17 protein-coding genes, 1 tRNA gene and 1 other RNA gene are annotated in these 21,004 nt (G+C 67.9%); 8 read left to right on the forward strand and 11 right to left on the reverse strand.

What is annotated here, in order from left to right:
* Positions 1 to 15: 15 nt before the first annotated feature.
* The 3 genes from ACWF5H_RS10995 to ACWF5H_RS11005 form a co-directional block, all read right to left on the reverse strand.
* Positions 16 to 3,534, reverse strand: a complete 3,519-nt coding sequence (locus ACWF5H_RS10995) for a DNA polymerase III subunit gamma and tau (protein ID WP_452036819.1) — start codon at positions 3,532 to 3,534, stop codon at positions 16 to 18.
* A 77-nt stretch (positions 3,535 to 3,611) separates the two neighbouring features.
* An RNA gene (ffs, locus tag ACWF5H_RS11000) (signal recognition particle sRNA small type) lies at positions 3,612 to 3,707 on the reverse strand.
* 7 nt (positions 3,708 to 3,714) lie between these two features.
* Positions 3,715 to 4,722, reverse strand: coding sequence for a hypothetical protein (locus ACWF5H_RS11005; RefSeq protein ID WP_452036821.1), 1,008 nt, complete (start codon positions 4,720 to 4,722; stop codon positions 3,715 to 3,717).
* A 272-nt stretch (positions 4,723 to 4,994) separates the two neighbouring features.
* Here ACWF5H_RS11005 and ACWF5H_RS11010 point away from each other — a divergent pair.
* A tRNA-Ser gene (locus ACWF5H_RS11010) sits at positions 4,995 to 5,082 on the forward strand.
* 221 nt (positions 5,083 to 5,303) lie between these two features.
* Here ACWF5H_RS11010 and ACWF5H_RS11015 read toward each other — a convergent pair.
* The 3 genes from ACWF5H_RS11015 to ACWF5H_RS11025 form a co-directional block, all read right to left on the reverse strand.
* Positions 5,304 to 6,218, reverse strand: coding sequence for an oxygenase MpaB family protein (locus ACWF5H_RS11015; RefSeq protein ID WP_452036822.1), 915 nt, complete (start codon positions 6,216 to 6,218; stop codon positions 5,304 to 5,306).
* 167 nt (positions 6,219 to 6,385) lie between these two features.
* A complete protein-coding gene (locus ACWF5H_RS11020; protein WP_452036824.1) occupies positions 6,386 to 7,417 on the reverse strand; it encodes an isopenicillin N synthase family dioxygenase in 1,032 nt (343 codons plus the stop codon).
* A gap of 190 nt (positions 7,418 to 7,607) precedes the next feature.
* Positions 7,608 to 8,519 carry a hypothetical protein gene (locus ACWF5H_RS11025; protein ID WP_452036825.1) on the reverse strand — a complete coding sequence of 304 codons (912 nt, stop codon included), beginning with the start codon at positions 8,517 to 8,519 and terminating at the stop codon, positions 7,608 to 7,610.
* A gap of 111 nt (positions 8,520 to 8,630) precedes the next feature.
* Here ACWF5H_RS11025 and ACWF5H_RS11030 point away from each other — a divergent pair, with 111 nt between their 5' ends.
* Both ACWF5H_RS11030 and ACWF5H_RS11035 read left to right on the forward strand, forming a co-directional pair.
* The gene (locus ACWF5H_RS11030; RefSeq protein WP_452036826.1) at positions 8,631 to 9,323 is read left to right on the forward strand and encodes a hypothetical protein; all 693 of its coding nucleotides are present in this window, start codon (positions 8,631 to 8,633) and stop codon (positions 9,321 to 9,323) included.
* Positions 9,316 to 10,869 carry a multicopper oxidase domain-containing protein gene (locus ACWF5H_RS11035; protein WP_452036827.1) on the forward strand — a complete coding sequence of 518 codons (1,554 nt, stop codon included), beginning with the start codon at positions 9,316 to 9,318 and terminating at the stop codon, positions 10,867 to 10,869. Before ACWF5H_RS11030 ends, ACWF5H_RS11035 begins: the two co-directional genes overlap by 8 nt.
* On the opposite strand, the gene ACWF5H_RS11040 is transcribed toward ACWF5H_RS11035, so the two are convergent.
* Positions 10,847 to 11,254 carry a hypothetical protein gene (locus ACWF5H_RS11040; protein ID WP_452036829.1) on the reverse strand — a complete coding sequence of 136 codons (408 nt, stop codon included), beginning with the start codon at positions 11,252 to 11,254 and terminating at the stop codon, positions 10,847 to 10,849. The genes ACWF5H_RS11035 and ACWF5H_RS11040 overlap by 23 nt on opposite strands.
* A gap of 82 nt (positions 11,255 to 11,336) precedes the next feature.
* Here ACWF5H_RS11040 and ACWF5H_RS11045 point away from each other — a divergent pair, with 82 nt between their 5' ends.
* The 3 genes from ACWF5H_RS11045 to ACWF5H_RS11055 all read left to right on the forward strand — a co-directional run bounded on the left by ACWF5H_RS11045 (position 11,337) and on the right by ACWF5H_RS11055 (position 13,488).
* Positions 11,337 to 12,413, forward strand: coding sequence for a multicopper oxidase domain-containing protein (locus ACWF5H_RS11045; RefSeq protein ID WP_452036830.1), 1,077 nt, complete (start codon positions 11,337 to 11,339; stop codon positions 12,411 to 12,413).
* Between the two features lie 111 nt (positions 12,414 to 12,524).
* The gene (locus tag ACWF5H_RS11050; protein ID WP_127514137.1) at positions 12,525 to 12,824 is read left to right on the forward strand and encodes a type II toxin-antitoxin system VapB family antitoxin; all 300 of its coding nucleotides are present in this window, start codon (positions 12,525 to 12,527) and stop codon (positions 12,822 to 12,824) included.
* The gene (locus ACWF5H_RS11055) at positions 12,817 to 13,488 is read left to right on the forward strand and encodes a LytR C-terminal domain-containing protein (RefSeq protein ID WP_452036831.1); all 672 of its coding nucleotides are present in this window, start codon (positions 12,817 to 12,819) and stop codon (positions 13,486 to 13,488) included. Before ACWF5H_RS11050 ends, ACWF5H_RS11055 begins: the two co-directional genes overlap by 8 nt.
* A 25-nt stretch (positions 13,489 to 13,513) precedes the next feature.
* Here the strand turns inward: ACWF5H_RS11055 and ACWF5H_RS11060 are convergent, their stop codons facing one another.
* Positions 13,514 to 14,698, reverse strand: coding sequence for an MFS transporter (locus ACWF5H_RS11060; RefSeq protein ID WP_452036833.1), 1,185 nt, complete (start codon positions 14,696 to 14,698; stop codon positions 13,514 to 13,516).
* A gap of 506 nt (positions 14,699 to 15,204) precedes the next feature.
* Here ACWF5H_RS11060 and ACWF5H_RS11065 point away from each other — a divergent pair.
* A complete protein-coding gene (locus ACWF5H_RS11065; protein WP_452037356.1) occupies positions 15,205 to 15,861 on the forward strand; it encodes a dihydrofolate reductase family protein in 657 nt (218 codons plus the stop codon).
* Between the two features lie 54 nt (positions 15,862 to 15,915).
* Here the strand turns inward: ACWF5H_RS11065 and ACWF5H_RS11070 are convergent, their stop codons facing one another.
* From ACWF5H_RS11070 to ACWF5H_RS11080, 3 genes are read right to left on the reverse strand one after another with little or no spacing between them, the layout of a single operon-like run.
* Positions 15,916 to 16,620 carry a DsbA family oxidoreductase gene (locus tag ACWF5H_RS11070; protein ID WP_452037357.1) on the reverse strand — a complete coding sequence of 235 codons (705 nt, stop codon included), beginning with the start codon at positions 16,618 to 16,620 and terminating at the stop codon, positions 15,916 to 15,918.
* Between the two features lie 24 nt (positions 16,621 to 16,644).
* Positions 16,645 to 17,904 carry a M20 family metallo-hydrolase gene (locus tag ACWF5H_RS11075; protein WP_452036835.1) on the reverse strand — a complete coding sequence of 420 codons (1,260 nt, stop codon included), beginning with the start codon at positions 17,902 to 17,904 and terminating at the stop codon, positions 16,645 to 16,647.
* Positions 17,901 to 19,562 carry a thiamine pyrophosphate-dependent enzyme gene (locus ACWF5H_RS11080; protein WP_452037358.1) on the reverse strand — a complete coding sequence of 554 codons (1,662 nt, stop codon included), beginning with the start codon at positions 19,560 to 19,562 and terminating at the stop codon, positions 17,901 to 17,903. Before ACWF5H_RS11080 ends, ACWF5H_RS11075 begins: the two co-directional genes overlap by 4 nt.
* Before the next feature lie 117 nt (positions 19,563 to 19,679).
* Here ACWF5H_RS11080 and ACWF5H_RS11085 point away from each other — a divergent pair, with 117 nt between their 5' ends.
* Positions 19,680 to 20,837 carry a helix-turn-helix domain-containing protein gene (locus tag ACWF5H_RS11085; RefSeq protein WP_452036837.1) on the forward strand — a complete coding sequence of 386 codons (1,158 nt, stop codon included), beginning with the start codon at positions 19,680 to 19,682 and terminating at the stop codon, positions 20,835 to 20,837.
* Positions 20,838 to 21,004 lie beyond the last annotated feature (167 nt).

Here is a 21,004-nt window from a genome sequence, read left to right on the forward strand (position 1 = left end):
ATTCTCCGCGTGCGGTCAGGAACCGTCGTGGCTTCGTTCTTCAATCAGGCGTCCGCCGAGCAACCGTTCGATGGCTGCGCGGCCCACAAGCCCGGAGTCCTCGATCGACTCGTCGTCGTCGCTGGGGATGTCCTCGACGTACTTCAAGTTTAGGTCACGGCCGGACGGCGACGGCGTTGCCGGGCTTGCCTTTGCCTGCGTCGCCTTCGCCTGGTCCAGCAGCTGCTGGTACCGGCTTCGCTTTTGGCCGGGCACCTGCAGGTCCGGCGTGGTCTCCCATTCCTCGGCGGGCGGTTCGTCGTTGGCATAGGGCACGTCGTCGTACGGCGTGGCCGGGGCCGACGGCGCCGGGGCGCTCTGGTCTGAAACCTGTCCGCCCTGGAGCTGCCCGTTGGGCTGGGCGGCTCCGTTGGGGGAGGGGGCTTCCGCTCCCGCCGTCGAATGATCCGGGGCCGACTTCACGGCGACTGCACCGGGGACTCCGGCGACAGCGGCAGAGGACCCCGAAGACATCCGCTCGGCGAGCTGGGCAAACACCGGCTTCTCCCCGGGCAGGGCCGGCGGCCGCTGGCCGCTGCCGGAAGCGCTGTTCGGTGACGCGGCCGACGGCGCGGAGGCCGCGGTGGTCCCGGACATGCCGCTCGGTGCCGATTCACCCGAAGCAGCGGAGTAGCCGGAAGCTGCAGACATGCCTGTGGCCGCGGTAGCTGCCGTGGGCCCGGACATCCCGCTGGGCGCGGAGTGGCCGGAAGCCGCCGAAGTACTGGATGCGGCGGATGGTGCGGATCCCGTCGAGGAAGCGGACAGCGGCGAGGGAGCCGTCATCCCCGATCCTGCGGACGGGCTGGAGACGCCGGACGATGCCGAAACTGCCGACGGCGCCGACGAGCCCGACGGCGCCGACGTGTCCGAGGCTGCAGACGTGCCCGATGCGGCAGAAAATCCGGAAGGCGCCGAATCTGGGGTGGGCGTCAGGCCTGCCGCCGGAACCGGCAGCGCGGAGGCCGGTGCAGGAGCCGGCGGAGTGCTGCGCGCCGCGGGCTCCGGAACGGGCGCGGGCGCGTTTACCGTAGCGGTGTTGGCGGACCATCCACCGTCTGCCGGCTGCTGCCGGCTAGTTGGTACTTTTGGGCCGGACTCACCCGCTGTCACCGAAGCGTCTTCCACGGTGAGAATCCGCAGGTCCATGCCGAGCACCTGCTGGATGGCCTGCCGCAGGTTATCCGCGTGGTCGCCGTTGCCGAAGTTGGTCGCGGAACCCTGGTTCTTGAAACCGAGGGTTAGCGCTGTGCCGTCCAGGCTGAGCGGCGAGGCATTGGCGCTGACATTCATCCAGGTCACCTTGCGGATGCCGCTGAGGGTGCTCAGGATTTCCGGCCAGGCTCGGCGGATCATCTCGATCTGGCCGGACGCCTGCGGGGCAGCGGGATCCTGCCGCGACGGCTGCGCCGGTGCCGCGGTCGGTTCCGGACGGGAAGGCTGCTGCTGTGCGGCGGCCGACGGCGCTGTGGCCGGTTCCGGCCGGGAGGGCTGGTGCTGGGTGGCCGGTGTTTCCTGGGCCGGACGTTGCGGAGCAGACTGCTGGGCCGGGGGTTGTCCCTGTGCTTGCGGCTGTCGCTGGGTGGGCGCCTCGGCGGCACTAGGATCCCCGGACTGCTGGGCCCCCGGAGCCGGGTTCGCGGGCGCTTGAGCGGGGGCCTGGGTGGCGGGCTTCTCCGGTGCGGGGGCCGGTTCCGGCATAGCGCCCCAGGAACCGCCCCAGTCCGCCGAAGTCTCGGGCTCTGAACTGGCGGCAGTTTCTTGCGGACTGGCGGCGTTGGACGTTCCCTTCACGCCAGCGTCCTGCCGGCCGGCGTCCCGCGGGTTTCCGAAGACGGACGACGGAACAGTCGGGCCGGACTCGACCGGCGCCGCGGGCTCGACGGGCGCGGAGGCACCGGCATGCGTGCCGACTGCGGCTGCCGGGGAGGCAGGCATCTGGGCAGCAGGCGCAGCGGCAGCGGATGCACCGGCGGTATCTGGAATCTGGGTTGAGGTGGTTCCCGAAGCCGCAGGTGCCGTGGGGCCGGAAGTGGCGGGAGCGCCGCCGTCGTGCTGTGGGGCAGCCTGCGCAGCGGGCCGCGCATTGGCAGCGGCGGCAGGCGAACCCTGCTGGTCCTCGCGCGGCCAATCGGCGGTGCTCACCCGCGGGGGAGTGATGCGCTCGGCCTCTTGACGGGGCGATTCAGCGGGGGCCGGGGCTTGCGCCTTCTGGGCATTGGCTCCGCGCAGCGCGGCGCGGGCAGCCGCCGGCCCGGAGAGCACAGGTTCGGCGGCAGCATGGGCGACGGGCGCCTGGCCATTGTCGATGGGCGCGGAGACCGGAGCTCCGCCGTAGCTGAGCCGGCGTTCGATCCGGTCCACCCGGGCCGCGACGCCCTGCTCGCCCTGGTCGGCGGAAGGCAGCAGGATCCGCGCGCAGAGCAGTTCCAGATGCAGGCGCGGCGAGGTGGCACCGGTCATCTCGGTCAGCGCTTGGTTGGTGATGTCCGCGGCGCGGGAGAGTTCGGAGGCGCCCAGCTGGTTGGCCTGGGTCTGCATCCGGGCGATCTGGTCCTCCGGGACGCCGCGCAGGATGGCGTGGGCGCTTTCCGGCATGGCCCGCACAATGATCAGGTCGCGGAAACGCTCCAGCAGGTCCTCGACGAAGCGGCGCGGGTCGTGGCCGGTCTGCACCACGCGGTCCACCGCGCTGAACACCGTGGCCGCGTCCGCCGCCGCGAACGCGTCGACCACGTCGTCCAGCAGCGAAGCGTGCGTGTAGCCGAGCAGCGACACGGCCAGTTCGTAGTCCAGGCCGCTGGGGCCGGCGCCGGCCATCAGTTGGTCCAGCACGGACAGCGAGTCGCGGACGGAACCGCCGCCGGCCCGGATCACCAGCGAGAGGACGCCCGGGGCCACCGGCACGTGCTCCTGCCGGCAGAGCAGCTCGAGGTACTGCATCAGCGGTTCCGGCGGGACCAGCCGGAACGGGTAGTGGTGGGTGCGCGAGCGGATGGTGCCGATGACCTTGTCCGGCTCCGTGGTGGCGAAGATGAACTTGATGTGTTCCGGCGGCTCTTCCACGATCTTCAGCAGCGCGTTGAACCCGGCGGACGTGACCATGTGGGCCTCGTCGATGATGAAGATCTTGTAGCGGTCGCGCACCGGGGCGAAGGTGGCCCGTTCGCGCAGGTCGCGGGCGTCGTCCACTCCGCCGTGGGACGCAGCGTCGATCTCGATGACGTCCAGGCTGCCGGGACCGCCGCGGCCCAGTTCAAGGCAGGAATCGCACGTGCCGCACGGGGTGGGGGTGGGGCCTTCGGCGCAGTTCAGGCAGCGGGCCAGGATGCGGGCGGAGGTGGTCTTGCCGCAGCCGCGCGGGCCGGAGAACAGGTAGGCGTGGTTGACGCGGTTCTTTTGCAGCGCCGCCATCAGCGGATCGGTGACGTGTTCCTGCCCGATAACGTCCGCAAAAGTGTCCGGGCGGTAGCGACGGTAAAGGGCTGTACTCACGATGAAACCCTATCGGTTGAAACTGGGCCCGCGCACGCCGGAGCGCTGGGGCTGGGGATAGGTAGCGGCGGGGGTTAAGTAAAGACCCCTCATGCACCTGACAGAGCCCGCTTACCCTTGCTACCTTCCGGTCCTGGGGGAGTTCACAGGATGACACCGCATGAGGGGCCGACGAATAGTCTACCCGACTCCGGACTGCCTCCCGAAATCCCCGGCGGCGCTGCCGGCAGACTCCCACCAGCGCAGCACGCGGGCGCAGCGCAGAGTGGCCCAGCGGCCGATGTCCTCGGCCGTCCAGCGGAACCACATCCGGCCCGGATACGGCCGGTAGCCGCCCCAGTTGCCCGGGCTGCGCCGGTGCGAGGCGATCGCCTCGACGGCCATCGACATCCGGTCATCCGGCGGGCAGTTTTCGGCGCGGAAGTACTCCAGCCCGCGCAGGATGTCGAAGTGCCACTGCGGCGGGAACCGGAACTGGGCCAGCGTCGGATGGGCCAAGCCGCCGGTGCGGTGCGAACGGTAGAGCGAATGCATCAGCAGGAACTCGCGGCCACGGGCCTCGGCGGCAGCCACCGGAAGTTGCCCGCCGCTGTGCCGGTAGGCTGCCAGCCCCTCCAGCGTGCTGATGGTGGTATGGAAGGAGCCGTGCTTGTCCGGCGAGGTGTGCGGCTCGCAGTTCCAGCCGCCGTCGTCGAGTTCCTCGGCCAGCAGCCAGGCCACCGCGTCGTCGATCCGGGAATCGCCGTCGAGCCGCTGGCCCAGCTCTGAGCCGACCAGCACGGCCATCGCGGTGACGCAGTTTTCGGCCCGCTGCGGATGCCGGTCGAAGCTGATCCCGCCGTCGAAGTACGCCGCCCCGTCCAGCAGCCGCTGGCACCCGGAAACTGCCTGCGGGTGCCCGGGAGGCAGGCCGAGCCAGTGCAGCAGCAGCAAGGTGAACATGGTGGAGGTCCACTTGGGGTTGTAGAGGCCGCCGTCCCAGCCGCCGTCCGGATCCTGTGCCTGGAGCAGCAGCGCACCCCACCCGTTGCCCGGGATATCGGCCTGCGCCTTGGCCACCTCAGGCTCGGGCGCATCGCAGAGATCGCGCAAGGTTTGGTACCGGATGGACGGGTCGCCGGCCAGCAGCCAGTCCAGAATGCGCGCCGATGGACCGCTGCCTTCTGCGGGCTCCGGATTGGTGGCCACGGCGCATCATTCCCCTCGGATGAAGGCTTCCCCTGAGCCGCTCACCTCTTCTATGGCGACATTTTGCCACTGCCGGAATCAGGCTTCCAGAGCCGAGGGGTAGATCCCTCCGGCCGGCGTGGAAATCGTTCCCTCTGGCCCCGCCCTGCCCGTTTCGGCGCGCGCGGGTTGTGCTCGGGGCTGCTTGTGCCGGGTCTGCTGGCCGGCTGCCCGATTCGGCAGATCGGGCGGGTTTCGGGTACTCTGGTATCTGCTCTTGTGAGCAAACATCTGGAGGATTCGCCTAGCGGCCTATGGCGCACGCCTGGAACGCGTGTTGGGTTCACGCCCTCGGGGGTTCAAATCCCCCATCCTCCGCCACGAACAGCGGCCCCGATCTGCGCTGCAGGCCGGGGTCGCTGTTTTCTTTAACGACGACGACGGTGCTTTGCGCCAACAAGTGAGCCGGTATCGCCCTGCGATCTGGCGTAACTGTCCACGTTCAGCGATAACCGTCCAGGTTTTGGAGACGCATCAGGCCCTGACCTGCGGGTTTATCCAAGCGGGCGTCAAAACATGGACAGACGCTGCCGGGACTGTCGTCAGGCCTGCTGGTGGAGCCGGGCGAGCCGGCGTCGGGCGGCGGCTTCGCTGGGGCCGGTCTTGCTCAGGCCCAGCCGCACAACGCCGAGCACCAGCCAGGTGGCCGGCTTGATCAGGATCCGCAGCGGGAGCGGGGTGCGCGGCCGCAGGCCCAGCAGGCGGCGCTGATCCTCGGGCAGGGTCTCGACGGCGGCGGCGAACAGGATGCTGTAGCCCAGCCGTTGAGAGCGGGGCAGCGGCGGGTGGCGGACGAACTCTACTGTTTCCTGCATCGCAGCCGAGGCGGAGAGCTCCGGCCGGTAGCTGTTTAGTTGGCGGCGCAGTTCGGCGAAGGTGCGGGGCGGATCGGTGACCTGCATCAGCTCGCCGGCTTTCGCCCATTCGGCCACATATTGATCGGGACCGCCGGGCAGCCGCCTGCCGTACGTGAGATACGAAGTGACAAAAGCATCGGTAAAGGTCAGATGCACCCAGCGCAGCAGGTGCGGATCGTTGGCGTAGTACGGCTGCTGCTGGCCGGATGAGTCGGTGTAGGAACCGCGGACCCGTTCGTGCAGCTGCAGCACCAAGTCGCAGGCAGACTTGGCCGCGGCGGTGTCCCCATAGGTCACGGTGAAGATCCACCGGATGGTGTTGGCCAACCGGGCCAGCGGGGCGGCCCGGTACGCGGAGAAGTCATCCACGCCGGCCAGCGCCCCGGGGTGCAGTGTCTGGACGAGCAGGGAACGGATGCCCGCCACCAGGGTGGTCATCGAGCGGTGGACCGTCCAGACAGCGGAATCCGGCGCGAAATAGCCGGCGTCGTCGCCGTTTTCCAGCTCGAGTTCCCACTGCGGCACGGTGTCGCTCTGTCCGGCGAACGTGCCGCGCAGCTCGTCGCGCCAGCGGATCAGGATGTTGCCCACACAACCCATTATGGGTGCGCGGACGGAGGATGTGCACGGGGGAAGCGGGTCTCCACGCGTTCGCTGGCGCTCACTTGGTCGACCACCGGGGCGGGTCTCCACGCGTTCGCTGGCGCTCACTTGGTCGACCACCGGGTGGGGCTGGCTTGGTCGACCACCGGGGTGGGGCGGCGCTGCTACTTTTTGGCGAGGAGCTCCGGGTAGTACTTCTCGGTGACGTCCGGGTGGGCGCGCAGACGGCCCTTGAGCATGTTGGCGCCGAAGCTGGAGAGCATCGGGTTGGTCGGGTCGTCGGTGCGTCCGCGGGATTCGGCCTTGAGCTCGTCCGGCAGCGGGACCGGATCGATCACGGCGTCCAGGCGCGGCGACCAGAAGAACGGCACCGAGTAACGGTCAACGCCGGGCGGCGGAGCCTGCACGCGGTGGATCGTGGCGGTGATGTAGCCATCGGTGGCCACCTCCAGCATTTCGCCAAGGTTCACCACCAGGGCGCCCTCGATCGGCTCCACCGGCAGCCATTCCTCGGACTCCGGCGGCCGGACCTCCAGGCCACCGACCATGTCCTGCAGCAGCAGGGTAACGAAACCGTAGTCGGCGTGGATGCCCACGCCCTGGTCGCCGGCTTCCTCCACAACGCCGCCCACGTAGTGCACCAGCTTGCCCATCCAGTGCGGGGTGTCGGCGAACGGCTCGTCGAAGTAGTCCTCCGGCAGGCCCAGTCCGACGCCGATGGCGGCCAGCAGGTCGTGGCCCACCGAGGACATGAGCTCGGCCCACGCCATCGCCTTCTCGCGCAGGTCCGGCTGCGCAGCGTCCGGCCACTGGTTCGGGCCGCGCAGCAGCCAGTACTTCTGGTCGTCCGAGTAGTCGGCCACCGGCTCGCTCTCGGGCGAGTAGTCCAGCTGCTCGCGGGCGTCGGCCCGGCCCTGGGTCCGCTCGGTGCCCATCCGGGTGTAGCCACGGAAGTGCGGGGAATTCCGGTTGTCCAGCTTGAGCCGCTCGTCCAGCGGCAGCTCGAAGAAGCGCTTGATCGCGTCGAAGAGCTCCGCCGGCTGGCCGTCGGCCGCGCCGTAGCCGACAATCTGGAAGAAACCGACGCGGTGCGCGGCGTCGCGCAGTTGGTCGATGAAGTCCGGATTGAAGCTGCCGTCTGCCAGCCGGGCGGTGCTCATGTCGAGGACAGGAATGGTTCCCTGAAAAGCGTTCATGCTGGCAGGCTAGCACCGGCTCCGCTGTCAATTGTTACGGACGTTACGATTTGCTGCGCGGGCAAAGTTTTGCTTGACGTGCGGAAAAATCCGGCGTGAAATACGGCCCGCCCCGCCCCGTTCTACAGCCCGGTCGCAGCACGCCGAAGCGCTCCCGTGGAGCCCCGGCGCCGCCAACCCGGACCCAGCCTCACAGCGTCTGCGCGATCGCCGCCCAGGTTCGCAGGAACGCTGCGCCGGCCTCCTCGTGCACGGCTTTCGGGAAGCCCAGATGGGCCGCGGTCAGCACCGGATACGGCTTCTCCGGCACTCCCTCCGCCGGCCGCACATCCACATGCAGCACGGCATGCCCGTGGTGGTGCAGCAGGTCGGACATGGCATAGTCGGTGCGCGAATCGCCCATGGTCCGCCAGGCGTGCGGCACCACGCCGTCAGCGGCCAGCATCTCCAGCGCCCGCTGCGCTCCCAGGTCCTTGCCCAGCTGCACCGATTCGATGTCCGTGGCGATGATGTTCGGATCCACCCGGTAGTCAATCCGGTCGTCGCTGTCCGGCAGGTGCTGATCCAGCCGGGTGGCACCCATGTTGAACCGGCGCATCAAAGCCAGGACCTCGGCGTCGAACTCTTCCTGCACCCGGCGGTACTCCCGGTTCTCCGTGCCCACCACCTGTTCCACGGACACCATGGCCTTCTTGGTCTCGTCGAAGAACATCAGGCTGGAATAGCCCGCGCTGACCAGCTTGCGCACCTCGGCGGCGAACTCCTGCGGCGGGGCCAGCGAGTGGTCCACATGGATGGTGCCGGGGCCGTCCGCGGTGAAGCTGAACCAGACGGCGCCCTTCTCGCAGACCGCGTAGCAGCGCACCCCGGCCGGCATCCCGGCGGCCAGCATCGGCTCCATCACCTGCTCGCGGATGAAGTGGTCCGAGCGCCCGGTGTTGAACACGATCGGCCAGCCGCGCTTGGCCATCACCAGCAGCGAGTGGATGATCTCGGGCGGAACGGTGCGGGTCACCGGCGAGGAGACCGGCCCGTCGACGTCCAGCAACAGCCCGATGGGTGGCTGGTCGGGGCGGGCGGGGACACCGGCGGTGAGGGTCATGATCCCAGTATGGCCGTGTGTCGGGACCGTTTGAACCCCTCAAGTTTTTCCCAAGACCACATGGAAACGATGGGTTTCTTAGATCCATTGGGGAGCGGAAGCGGTACCGAAATGACAACGCTGCATGGGGATAGCGCGGTCGTGACGGGGATGGAGGGCAGCGCGAGCCTGCCGTCCGGTCTCTCGCGTCGTGTTTTTGGAGTTCTGGTTGGAGCCGGCGTGGCCGGCGTGGTTGGGGGCGCCGGGCTGCTCACGGCCAGCCACCAGCGCGCGGGCGGCATGGGGCCGGGAGGCGTGGAAACGTCCTTCGGGAGCGTGCGGCTGGCGTCCGCAGAGCGCCAGCATCGGTTGGCGTACGACGGCGGTGTTCCCGCCCCTGGTGCGGAATCCTCCGCTGCGGCGGGGTCGGCAGCCGCGGCGCCGGACGGGTCCGGGCACGCGGGCCACGGCGCCATCGTGGCGTCGGCGCCGCAGCCGCCGAACATGACCTGGGGCGACCACTTGCTGGTGGAGCTGGAGGTGCAAAACACTTCGGACGGCGACGTGCTGTTCGCGCCCGGACAACTGCGGCTGAAGGTCGGCAACGGCGGGCCTACGGTGACCAACCGGGACTCGGGGGACGCCGCAACGTTGGCGCCCCGGAGTACCGAGCGCTTCTGGATCAGCTTCCTGGTGCCGGCGGACGCGCAGAGCTTCTCCGCGGAGTTCACCGACCCGTGGCTGCACTCCGCGCCGCTGGAGCTCCAGCTGCCCCGGGTGGCGCTGAGACCCGGCTGGCTGGACGAAGGAGGCCATCATGACTGAACAAATTCCGGAGCCGGACCACGGCGCCGCGGTGAGGGTCGGGTCGGGCGCCGCGGGTGCCGCGGTCGCCACGGGCGCCGCGGCCGCCGGGCTGCCGAGCGGCACCCAAGAGCCCGGCCTGCCGACGGACTCCGCGGAGACAGCCAGCGTGGGGCGCTGGAACTTCCTCAAGTACGGGGCCGCCGCCGGACTCGGCGCGCTGGCTCTGGGCGGACTGGGCGGCGCGGCACCGGCCCAGGCGACGGCGGCTGGATTGAGGAGCCCCGCCCGGTCCGCCGCTTCCACCGGAACCCGGCCCTCCGCCGTCGTGCCCCTCCCGGGGGTGCTGGACCTGTACATCAACGAGGGCTACCTGAAGATGGTGGACGACTCGCTGGTCTACCACCGCGGCTTCGGCGACCGGCCCACCGGGCTGCGCGACGCGTCGCCCAGCCTGGCCGTGGTGCCCAAGGTGTTCACCGCTGACGGCCGGTTGGTGGAATCGCGGACCTATCCGCTGGGGGCCGCGCTGCCGCCCCGTGGCACGCCGCAGCCGTTCGGTCCGGACCCGGCGAATCCGGGGCAGTACTTCATCCGACGCAACCACTGGGCCAGCTACCTTCCGGCCCGCACCATCGTGGCCGAGGTCGGCTCCACGCTGCGCTTCCGGGTGCACAACCGGCTGGCCAAACACCACGAGTTTCAACTGCACGACGTCGGACCAGGCCACGCGGACGTCGGCACCGGTCCGATTGCGCCGGGGGCGAGTGCCCTGCTGGAGCTGCCCTGCCCGCCGGCCGGCACGTACATCTTTACGGATCCGACGAACGCGCCGGTGGAGCGGACGCTCGGGCTGTTCGGTGCGCTGCTGGTGATGGACCCCGCGCACCAGTGGGACATCACGCCCGGCAAGGCCAGCTTCGAACGGCAGTGGGTGTGGATCTGCCACGCGGTGGAATCGAACTGGGCTGCGATCGAGGCCGCCGGCGGCACCGTTGACCCGCTGCAGACCAAGGCGGTGCCGCGGTACTTCACGCTCAACGGGCGCAGCGGCTACGAGTCGCTGGCGATGACCCGGAACGAGGCGCTGAACCTGGCCAGCGAAGAGGAAACCCTGGTCTCCGGGTATCCACGGCAGCTCGACGTGCGCCAGTTCGGCGAAGGCAGCACCGCCGGCACCCTGCGCGGCGGCCAGCTGGTGCGGCTGATCAACCCCGGGATTGTCTACCACCAGATCCACTTCCACGGGAACCACCTCTGGACCGTGCGGCGGAACAACTACCACTGGCCGCGGAGCGACGGGTACGTGGACAAGCAGGGCCACGTGGTGCTGCAGCAGTGGGAGGACGTGGTGGAACTGGAACCGATGGACCGCAAGGACTGCATCATCCCGGTCAAGCGGCCGCCGGATGCCCTTGACCCGGTCTGGCACGCCCGGACCACTGACTGGGAGTACCCGATGCACTGCCACGCCGAACCGTCGCAAACCGCCGCGGGCGGCATGTATCCGGGCGGCCTGGTGGCGCACTGGAGTCTGAAGGCACCTATCCCCGGGGAGGGAGCATGAGCAACGTGAACGTGCCCTTGCGCTCCAACAAGAGCAAGGCCGCGAAACGGGCCGAAAAGGAACGCAAGCGGGCCGAGGCAGAGCGGAAAAGGGAGGCGGACGCCCGGAAACGCGCCGCCGCCGCGGCCCTCAAGAAGCGGGAAGCCGAACAGCGGAACAGCAAGAAGAACGACGGCGGTGGCAAGGGCGGGAAACCGACCCAGGCGCCGAAACCGAGCGCGCCGGCGAAACCGAGCGCGAAACCGAAGCCGACGGCCACGCCGAAACCGACGCCGAAACCGACCGCGACGCCGAAACCAACCGCGACGCCCCGCCCCACCGCGACGGCGGCGCCCACTGCCACGCCGACGCCGAAGCCTACGGAGGCACCGTCGTCGTCGCCCACGCCCGAACCGAGCCAGCAACCGACGCCGAGCCCACGGCCCAGCAACGACGACGAGATCCCGCGGCACAGGTTCCGCAGTCAGGTGGACTTCAGTTCCGACCAGCTGGACCTGGACCGCCCGGTCACGGAGTTCCGGCAGACGCCGCACTCGTCCGTCTACCTGGAGGTCTTCAACCGGGACTTGCGGTTCGACGACGGCGCCGAGTTCGAAATGTGGAGCTTCGACTCGCCGCAGTCCGGCCGCGGCTTCCCCGGGCCGCTGATCCGGCCGTTGGAAGGGAAGATCTTCCACGCCACCGTCCATCCGTCGATGGGCCCGCACACCATCCACTGGCACGGACTGGAGCCGGACCCGCGCAACGACGGCGTGGGGCACACGTCCTTCGAGATCGGCGGCACCTACACGTACCAGTGGGCGCCGGAACCGGGCCGGCCCGGAGACCCCAACTATGGCGCGGCCGGCACCTACTTCTACCACTGCCACGTCAACACCACGCTGCACGCGCAGATGGGCATGTTCGGCCCGGTGATCGTGGATCCGGTGGTCCACCCCGACTATCCGGTGACGCCCGGCGCGCGGCGGGCGTTCGTCGACGGGCCGGAGTATGACATCGACACCGAGTCCATCTTGATCCCGTACTCGCTGGACCCGCGCTGGCATGAAATGCACCATGCGGCAGGGCTCTCCGGCGAGGATGTGGGGCTGAACCGGTTCGAGCCCAAGCACTTCTACCTGATGGGCGGCGAGCTGGTCCGCCGGCGCTCCGGCGACAACCGGGTGTGGAGCCTGTCGGCGCTGCGCGCCAACGTGGCCGGAGGCGCGAAGAAGCCCACGCTGCTGCGCATCCTGAACGCCAACTACCTGCCCAACCACATGCGCTTCACCACGGTGGACGGTGAACCCGTGCGGATGGCGGAGCTGATAGCGCACGACGGAAGGCCGTTCCGGGACACCTCGGTACCTGGTGCGCCGTCGCCTACCTGCCGGGAGGCGGGCTATCCGCTGCTGACCGACGTGTTGGCCTTCGGCGCCGCCGAACGGTACGACGTGATCCTGCATCCGCCGGAGCCGGGGGAGTACCGGTTGCGGGTCGAATGGGAGGACTGGATCACCGGCGAAGTCCTGGGGGTCCGCGAGGTGCCGATCACCGCGGCATGACACCTGGCGCAGAGCCGGCCGGCGGCGCCCGCAGCGTAACCATTTGGCCACGGTCGGCGGCCGCCAGCGGTTTGCGTTTCATTCAGCGCCGGAGTTCCTTAGGCTGGGTCCGTGATCTTCAAAGCCGTCGGCGACCATCGTCCCTATCCCGAACATGGCCACGTCAGCCCCAAGGACTGGGCGGGCGTGCCACCGCGCCAGGTGCGCCTCGACGAGCTGATCACCACCAAGTCCACGCTGGACCTGGACGCCCTGCTGGCCGAGGACTCCACGTTCTTCGGCGACCTCTTCCCGCACGTGGTGCAGTGGAAGGGCAACCTCTATCTGGAAGACGGACTGCACCGCGCGGTCCGCACGGCGCTCCACCAGAGGGCCGTCCTGCACGCCCGGGTCCTGGTGGTCGATGACTGATACCAGCATCCCCCAGCAACCCAATCGCCCGCCCAAGCAGCCCTTGGACTGGAGGGGCCAACGCGTCATCACCGAAGATGATCTGGATGTTGCCTTCGAGGACGACGGCAATGTGGAGAAACCGCACATCTACCACCGCCGGATCCTGCACGGCGTGGTCCTGGTGCTGCTGGTGGGGCTGGTCATCGCCGCGGTGCTCACAGCCATGGCCGTGGCCCGCGGCGACCTGAAGATCCCCGGCTGGGGCCCGCCGCCACCGCCCGTGCCCATCACTTGTCCGGCCGGCACCTACGACTATCCGGACAACGGGTCCTTCCGGCTCAACGTCTACAACGGCACGCAGTTGGAGGGCCTGGGCAGCACCGTGGCCTCCCAACTGGCAGACCGCGGCTATGACATCGGCTCCGTCGGCAACAAGACGTTGAGTTTTTATGGCATGAGCGCCGTCGTTGTCTCCGGCAAGGCAGGGGAGGCCAACGCCTTCAACCTGCAGCGGAACATTCCGGATACGGAATACGTGGGCGACGACCGAGCAGACGCCAGCGTGGACGTGGTCGTGGGTGCCGGCTACAAGGAACTGGTTCCCGTCAACCGGGTGGACCAAACGCCCGGCCTGCTTAGCTGCCCGCGGCTCTCGCCCGCCCCCACCGAGCCGGCCGGGTAGCGACCCGAACCGGCCGACTAGCGTCTCAGGCGCGGACGGCCCGGCCGCTGCTCCGGCCGTGCGCGAAGAAGTACAGCAGCGTGGCCAGCACCATGACCATGGCCAGCATCAGGTACATGCCCGGGTAATCGAGCACCGGAATGAGCGCGCCCAGAACGATGGGTCCTAGCCCTCCGCCGATGTCCAGCATCAGGAAGAATGTTGAGGTGGCGGTGCCGATCCGCATGGTCGGCGATACCTTGACCGCGATCGCTTGCGCGCTGGACATGACGGTGCCGAAGCCGATGCCGCTGAAGATCGCCGATCCGATGATGGTCAGGATGGTGGGCTCCGGAATCAGCAGCAGCAGCCCCAGCACAAACGAGATCAGGGTGGGATACATGACGCTGTTGTCGCCGCGCCGGTCCTGGATCCGGCCGGCAAACAGGCGGGAAACCAGCACCGCCCCGGCGTAAACCATGAAGAACACGCTGGCCGAAGCGGCGGAGCCCCGCGTCTCCGCGTAGGAGGTCAGGAACGTCAGGATGCCGGAGTAGGAGGCTCCGGCCAGCAGGATGACACAGGAGATCGGCAGCGCGGCCGTCTCAAAAATGTCGCTCAAGGTCATCCGGAACCTGCCGGGTCGCTTCGCGGCCGGCAGTTCGGGCACCCGCAGGAACAGGGCCACCACTAGTGCCGCTACGGAGGCCGCGGCGCAGAAGTAGAACATGGCGTTGTAGTTGCCCAGCCCGGCAAGCAGCACCCCCACAAACGGGCCCACCGCCGTCGAGAGCGTGGTGGACAAGCCGAAGTATCCGGTTCCTTCGCCGCGCCGGGCGTGGGGAATCAGGGTCTGAGCGGAGGCGGCCACGGCGGTAGTGCCGGCACCAAAGGCCATGCCGTGCACAATGCGCAGCACCAGCAGCCAGGCCAGCGAACCCGTGGGAATGTAGAGCAACGAGGCGACGACGAAGATCGCCATGGCCACCAGGATCAGCCGCCGGCGGCCGACGATGTCCAGCAGCCGTCCAGCGAAAATCCTGGCGATGACGGAACCGAGCACAAACGCACTGGAGGCAAAACCGGCGGCGGTGTCGGACGCCTGGAATCGGTCGACGGCGTAGAGCGCCATGGTGGTCATCAGCAGGTAGAAGACCATGGAGATGAAGAGGTTGACGACGATCGCCAGGATGAAGTTCTTCGTCCACAGTTTCGTTGGTTGCTGATCCATCCCGATATCAGTCCTCTCCACAGTCGGGCCGGGCCGGCCGTTGCCAATAAGTGCACGCGCAGTCAAGCGGAACCGATCCAAGGGCGAACCGATCCGCAGTGGCGCAGTCAAGGTGCTCCGCCGCCGTCGCTCGGGGACAGCGGACGCCACAATCAAGGGGAAGCGGACCACTCCGGGACAGCAGTAAGGCCGTCAGCCGATTCAGTAGGGTCCGTGGCAGGAGTCCTCATCCGTGAGGTGCCAAGCCTTCCCACTCTACTGGCGGCCGTTGTTCCACCCGGCAGGACGCGCTATGACCTTGGCCACCGGGCGCCGGCAGCCGGCCACCGGCCACCGGGCTCGGCACACTGGGCTCGGTGCTCGGTGCTCGGTGCTCGGTGCTCGGCGCTCGGGCCGGCTGCCGCGGGGCAGGAGCGCCGGCCCACCCTTCAACTACCAGTCGCCCCGGGGGTAGCATGTCGGCCAAGCGCCGCGATCCGGCCGGCGGGCAGAGCGAGGAGAACGCGATGGGCGAGGAAACCGCGGAAGCGCCGTCAGCGGACCTGATGGTGGACCTGATCATTTCCCTGGACGGGTATGCCTCGGCCGACGGCTGGCCCGGTTGGTGGGGTTTGGAGGGGCCGGAATACCTGGCCTGGCTCGATCAGGAAGGGCAGAAGGACTACACACTCCTGATGGGCGCGAACACCTATCGGCTGATGGCCGGGATGTCGGATGAAGCCGCGGCCCGGGACTCCGGTTTCTCCGAGGAGGAAACCGCCAGCCTGAGCGGCCTGGCCGCGGTGCCGAAGGTGGTGTTTTCCTCCACAGTGCAGGAGCCCCTGGCCTGGCCGAACACCGAGCTGGTCAGCGGGGACGCGGTTGAGGCCGTGCGGGAGATGAAGCGGACGCGGACCGGTACCCTGAGCACGCTCGGCAGCCTGAGCCTTACCCGGTCGCTGTTGACCGCGGGCCTGGTGGACCGGTTTAGACTCGTCGTCTTCCCGGTGATCACGGGCAAAACGGGGTCCGAGCGGATCTACGACGGCTACCCCGACATTGCGCTGGAAATGGTGGACAGTAGACTCTTCGACGGCCGGCTCCAGCTGCTTGAGTACGTCCCCACCCTGCTCGACGGCCCGCCGGTGCGCGGCCCGCAGAGTCCGCGGACCGCGGTGAATTAACCGCAAACCGGCAGGCCCCTCGAAAGGATCCTGCCGGTTTGCCGGTCAGTTAGGTCAGTTGCAGCCGTCCGGGCCGCATACCGCTCCGTCGGCGCTGGCCGACTGCGGCAGCACGGTCAGCGGGCTGCGCTCGTTCCATGCCTGCCGGATCGCCTGCGCAAACGCCTCGGCCGGCTGCGCGCCCGAAATCCCGTACTTGCGGTCCAGCACAAAGAACGGCACCCCGTTGACGCCCAGCGCGCGGGCCTCGGCAATGTCGGCGCGGACCTCTGCGGCGAAGCGGTCGCCCGCCAGTGTCTCGCGGATCTCGGCCTCGTCAAGGCCCAGTGCGACGCCGGTGCTCACCAAATACTCCGCGTCGCCAATGTCCTGGCCGTGCTCGAAATGGCCGGAGAGCAGCGCTTCCTTGGCCTGGTCCATCAGGCCGTGTTCCTTGGCCAGGTGCAGGAAGCGGTGCGCGGTGAAGCTGTTGGCCACCACCACCTTGTCGAAGTCGTAGTCCAGCCCCTCGCCCGCGGCCTGCGCGGTCACATGGCCGAACATTTGCTTGACCTGGTCCTGCGGCATGCCCTTGATCCGGGACAGGTACTCGGTCTCGGTGCCGTCGTAGTGCTCGGGCAGCGTGGGGTCCAGCTGGTAGCTGCGCCACTCGATGTCGATCTGGTCCTTGTGCTCAAAGCCCGCCAGGGCCGTCTCGAAGCGGCGCTTGCCAATGAAACACCAGGGGCACGCGATGTCTGACCAGATCTCAATCTTCATGGACACGTCAACATAATCCGCCGGTCAGCTATTCCGGGCGTCCAGTTCGCCGTGGCACAGTCGGCGGACAACATCCGTGAGCATGTGCAGGCCGGCCACAATGTCCTCGTCCCGGGTGTACTCGTGCTCGTTGTGCGAGATGCCCTCGACTGAAGGAACAAAGAGCATCACCGTCGGAACAATGTCCTTCATATTGGTCGAGTCATGCCCGGCCAAGGTCTTCACCTTCCGATAGGACAGGCCGAGGTCGACCGCGGCTTTCTCGGCCAGATCCACGCCCTCGGGCTGGTAGGGCATCACGGGCCAGCAGTGCGAGCTTCCCTTCTCAATCCGCACGTTTGCTGCCTGCTCGATCTCCAGCATCCGGTCATGCAGGAGTTGGTCCGCCTCGGCCAGCACCGCCTCATCCGCGGATCGCAGGTCCAGCAGCAGGTTCACCCTGGAGGGCACCACGACCGGGGAGTTGGGATACACGTTCAGCTGTCCCACGGACGTGTGCAGCACGCCGGGAAACCTGTCCGCGATCTCGCGTGCCGCCACGACCAGCATGGAGGCTCCCAAGAGCGCATCCTTTCGATCCGCGATCACCGTGGATCCGGTATGCGACTGCTCGCCGTGGACCACGAACTCGTACTTGTTTGCTGCCCAGTTTGAGTCCACCAGACCGATGGTCACGCCATCGCGATCCATGCTCCTGCCCTGCTCGATGTGGATCTCTGCGCAGTACGCCGCTGCCGGCCCCGTGCCGGATCCCACACATCCGATGGACTGCAGCGCCTCCGAGACGGTGATGCCGTCGGGGTCCTGCACGGCCAAAGCAGCCGTTGCGGTCATCTTTCCGGTGTAGACGGAGCTGCCCATCATGGAGGGCTTGAACCGGGCGCCCTCCTCGTTGAACCAGTTCACGACCGCCAGGTTGTACTGCGGCACAGCGCCTGTGGAGCGCCATTCGGCTGCCAGTCGGAACGCGGCGTGCGCCGCGGCGAGAACACCGTACGCGCCGTCGTACTTGCCCGCAGTCGGCTGGGAATCCAAGTGAGACCCCACCACCACGTAGGGCGCCCCCGCCGCCAGTTCCAGAAGACCAAACTGGTTGCCCACCTGGTCGAACTCGACGCGGAACCCCTCCGCCTCCAGTAACTCGGTAAACCACCGCCGCTGCTCGCCATCCGCAGCCGACCCGGCCAGCCGATGCACGCCGCCGTTTTCGGTCGCGCCAAATTGGCTCAGCACCCCGAAGTCCCGAACGAACCGCTCGTCTTCGTGGAAAAACTGCGTGCTCATCGAGCTTCCTCCTGCTCTCCGGTCTTCGGCGACCGGATGGATGGATCCTGCAACACATGCAACAGCGTGGGCTTGCCGCTGGCTGCGGCGCGGCGGAACGCATCCCGGAAATCCGAGGTCCGCTCCACCCGTTCGCCATGGCCGCCGAAGGACTGGGCCCATTGTGCGAAGTCCGGGTTGGTCAGGGCTGTGCCCGACGGGCGTCCCGGATACGAACGTTCCTGGTGCTCTCGGATGGTGGCGAAGCAGCCGTTATCCACCACGATGACAACAGGAGCGCTGCCGTACGCCACGGCGGTTGCCAATTCCTGTCCGTTCATGAGGAAGCAGCCGTCGCCCGCTACGGAGACCACCTGGCGCCCGGGGAAGATCAGCCCTGCCGCCACTGCCGCCGGGATTCCTACGCCCATCGCGCCGTTGCGGGGCGCCACCAGGGAGTCTGCTGCTGCGTGCTGCACATAGCGCGCCGGCCACAGCGCGTGGTTTCCCGCACCGTAGGTGATGACGGCGTCGTCGTCCAGTTCGTCGCGCAGCACCGCCATGCACTCGGTGAGGTCCACACCGCGGCCGCCGCCGGTAGGAGCCGGGGAGCTAAAGCGCTCGTACTCCGCGCGGGCGTCCGGCAGCCAGGAGGGCTCCGCTGCGCTGGTGGCAGAGCGTCCGGCGAGAGCCTCGATAAACGCGACCGGATCGGCCACGATGTGCTGGTCCAGCCGCCCGAAGTGACCCAGAGTGTCGCCTGGCATCACCACCACGGTCTCCGCTTCCAAGCTGACGGTGTAGCCGTCACTGAGCACGTCCGCGCGCGGACAACCGATGAAGACCAGCAGATCCGATTTTTCGAAACGGCCAACGAGCGCGTCGCTGCGGGCGTAGCCGAGGGAACCCACGTAGCTGTTGCCGCCGTCGAGCCGGTGAGGGACGGCATCATAGGCGCGGAAGTCCGCCGCCACCGGAATGCCCCGCTCGGCCGCCCAGCGGACCAGCGCTTCACCGGAGTCTTGGGTCCAGCTTTCGCCACCCACCACGACCATTGGCCGACCGGCGTTTGCCAGCCTGGTTTCGAATTCCTGCAACGCCGACGACGACGGGGCCGTCCGCGCCAAGGCACGAGGGGGGACGGGGGCGCCGCCCGGGACAGTGTGGGTGAGCACGTCTTCAGGGAGGCCGATGACCACCGGGCCGGGACGGCCGCTGAGGGCCGTGTGGATGGCGTCGTCAACAATCGCGGCAGCCGAGGCTGCATGGTCGAGGGTCAGGACCTTTTTGGCGGTACTGCCAAACCAGGCGTTGATGTCGAACTCCTGGAAGGACTCGCGTCCGCGGTCTGCCACAGGAATGAGACCGACGAAGAGTACCAACGGAGTGGCGTCCTGATAGGCGGTGTGGACGGCGATGAACGCGTTCGCTGCGCCGGGGCCTCGGGTCACCATGGCGACGCCTGGGAGGTTGGTCAGCCGGCCCTCGGCCAGCGCCATGAATCCGGCACCGCCTTCGTGGCGGGTGACAACTGTGCTGATGGAGGAATCGTGCAAGCCATCCAAGACGTCCAGGAAGCTCTCACCCGGTACGCCATAGACCCGCTTCACCCCGGCTGCCTCGAGCTGTGCGACGATCAGATGGCCCGCGCTGAGGTCGGCTCCGCCGACCTGTTGCATGGCTTCGGTGCTCACGCTGTTCCCTTCATTCGGTCAATGTCTCGTTCCATGCTGGCAGCCCGAAACTGCGAAGTAACTAGCTGAAGCCAACCCCTTTGGCGGTAATACACTGTGCTCATGCACACCGCCGTTGACGAGGACTCTGATCGCGCCTGGGCCCGGATGGTCGAGCGATTGCGGCAGCGGGCCGAACCGCTAGCGCTGGATTTCGTCACCCGGGTCCGGAACATTCCCGGTTATGCGCAGAACCTTGTCGGTCCAGATGATCTGGAGCTGACAGCGGCCGGTTCCCTCCAATTGATCCTGGATTGCTTGGATGCGCCTGCCTCCTATCCGGGGCTGTTGAAGTTTGCAGAGGAACTGGGTGCCAGACGGGCCCGTCAAGGCGTTCCCCCGGAGGCACTGATCTCCGCGGTACGCCTTGATTTCCCGGTGATCTGGGGCATGCTCCTTGAGCTGTCCGGCCCGGAAGAAGCTGCACTGCTGACAACACGGGTGGAAAGCGTGTGGAAAGTGGTTGACGACTACGCGGCTGCCGCCCACTCCAGCTATCTGGCCGAACGCATCATTATGGCCCGCGAGGAGGCCGGGGTGCGGCACGAGTTTGTGGCTGCACTATTCGGGCCGGAGGGACAGCTGCCGGAAACCCGAAACCGGTTCGCCAAAGCCTTCGACGTAAACCCCGATGGCCGGTTCGGGATTGCCGCCGCGCAGGGGAAATCTGCTGCATCGCTGCGGCGGCTCGCAACCTTTTCGCACCGGGGGGCACCGGCCTTTCTCCATCAGACCGATAAATACACCTACGTGTTCTGGCCGGAAACGCAGGGCATGCAATTCCTCGCCGACGTGCGGGTCCCGGCTCCGTTGGCGACGGTGGCATGCGGCGTGCACGGGCCGGTACGTGGTCTCGGGGAACTGATCCCGGCGGCCCGTATTGCAGGTGTGCTCAGCGATCTAGTGACCGGCGGGGACCGGCAACCGCTGACCGTGGGCAAGGATTGGACCCGGCTCACCCGCCTGCGGATGGCCGGGATCGGGGTCGACGTCCGGGCGGGACTCGAGGCGCAACTGGCTGAGTGCCGTCCAGACGAACGCGACCGGCTGGAGGAAACCGTGCTTTGCTTTATCCGCAACGGAAGTGTCACCGAAACCGCCGAGAAACTGTACTGCCACCGCAACACCATCCTGAACCGGCTGAAGCGGTTCAAGGACCTGACCGGGATTGACCTCATGAAACCTCTGGAGGCTGCTCGGGCCGTCATCGCGTGGGGCTGAGGCGGAGCCCGCAGCGGTGAAGCGCCGGTAGGACGGCAAGAGGGTCACCCGCCGTTACCGTGCTGATCAAGGGTGTGCAGATGCCCAACCCAGTCGGCTTAAACGTGTGTGCTTTTCGATTGTGAGGCACACTACAGCGCGGGAATAGTGGGTAGGGCAATTGAGGG

This window comes from Arthrobacter sp. NPDC055138, from assembly GCF_053607305.1.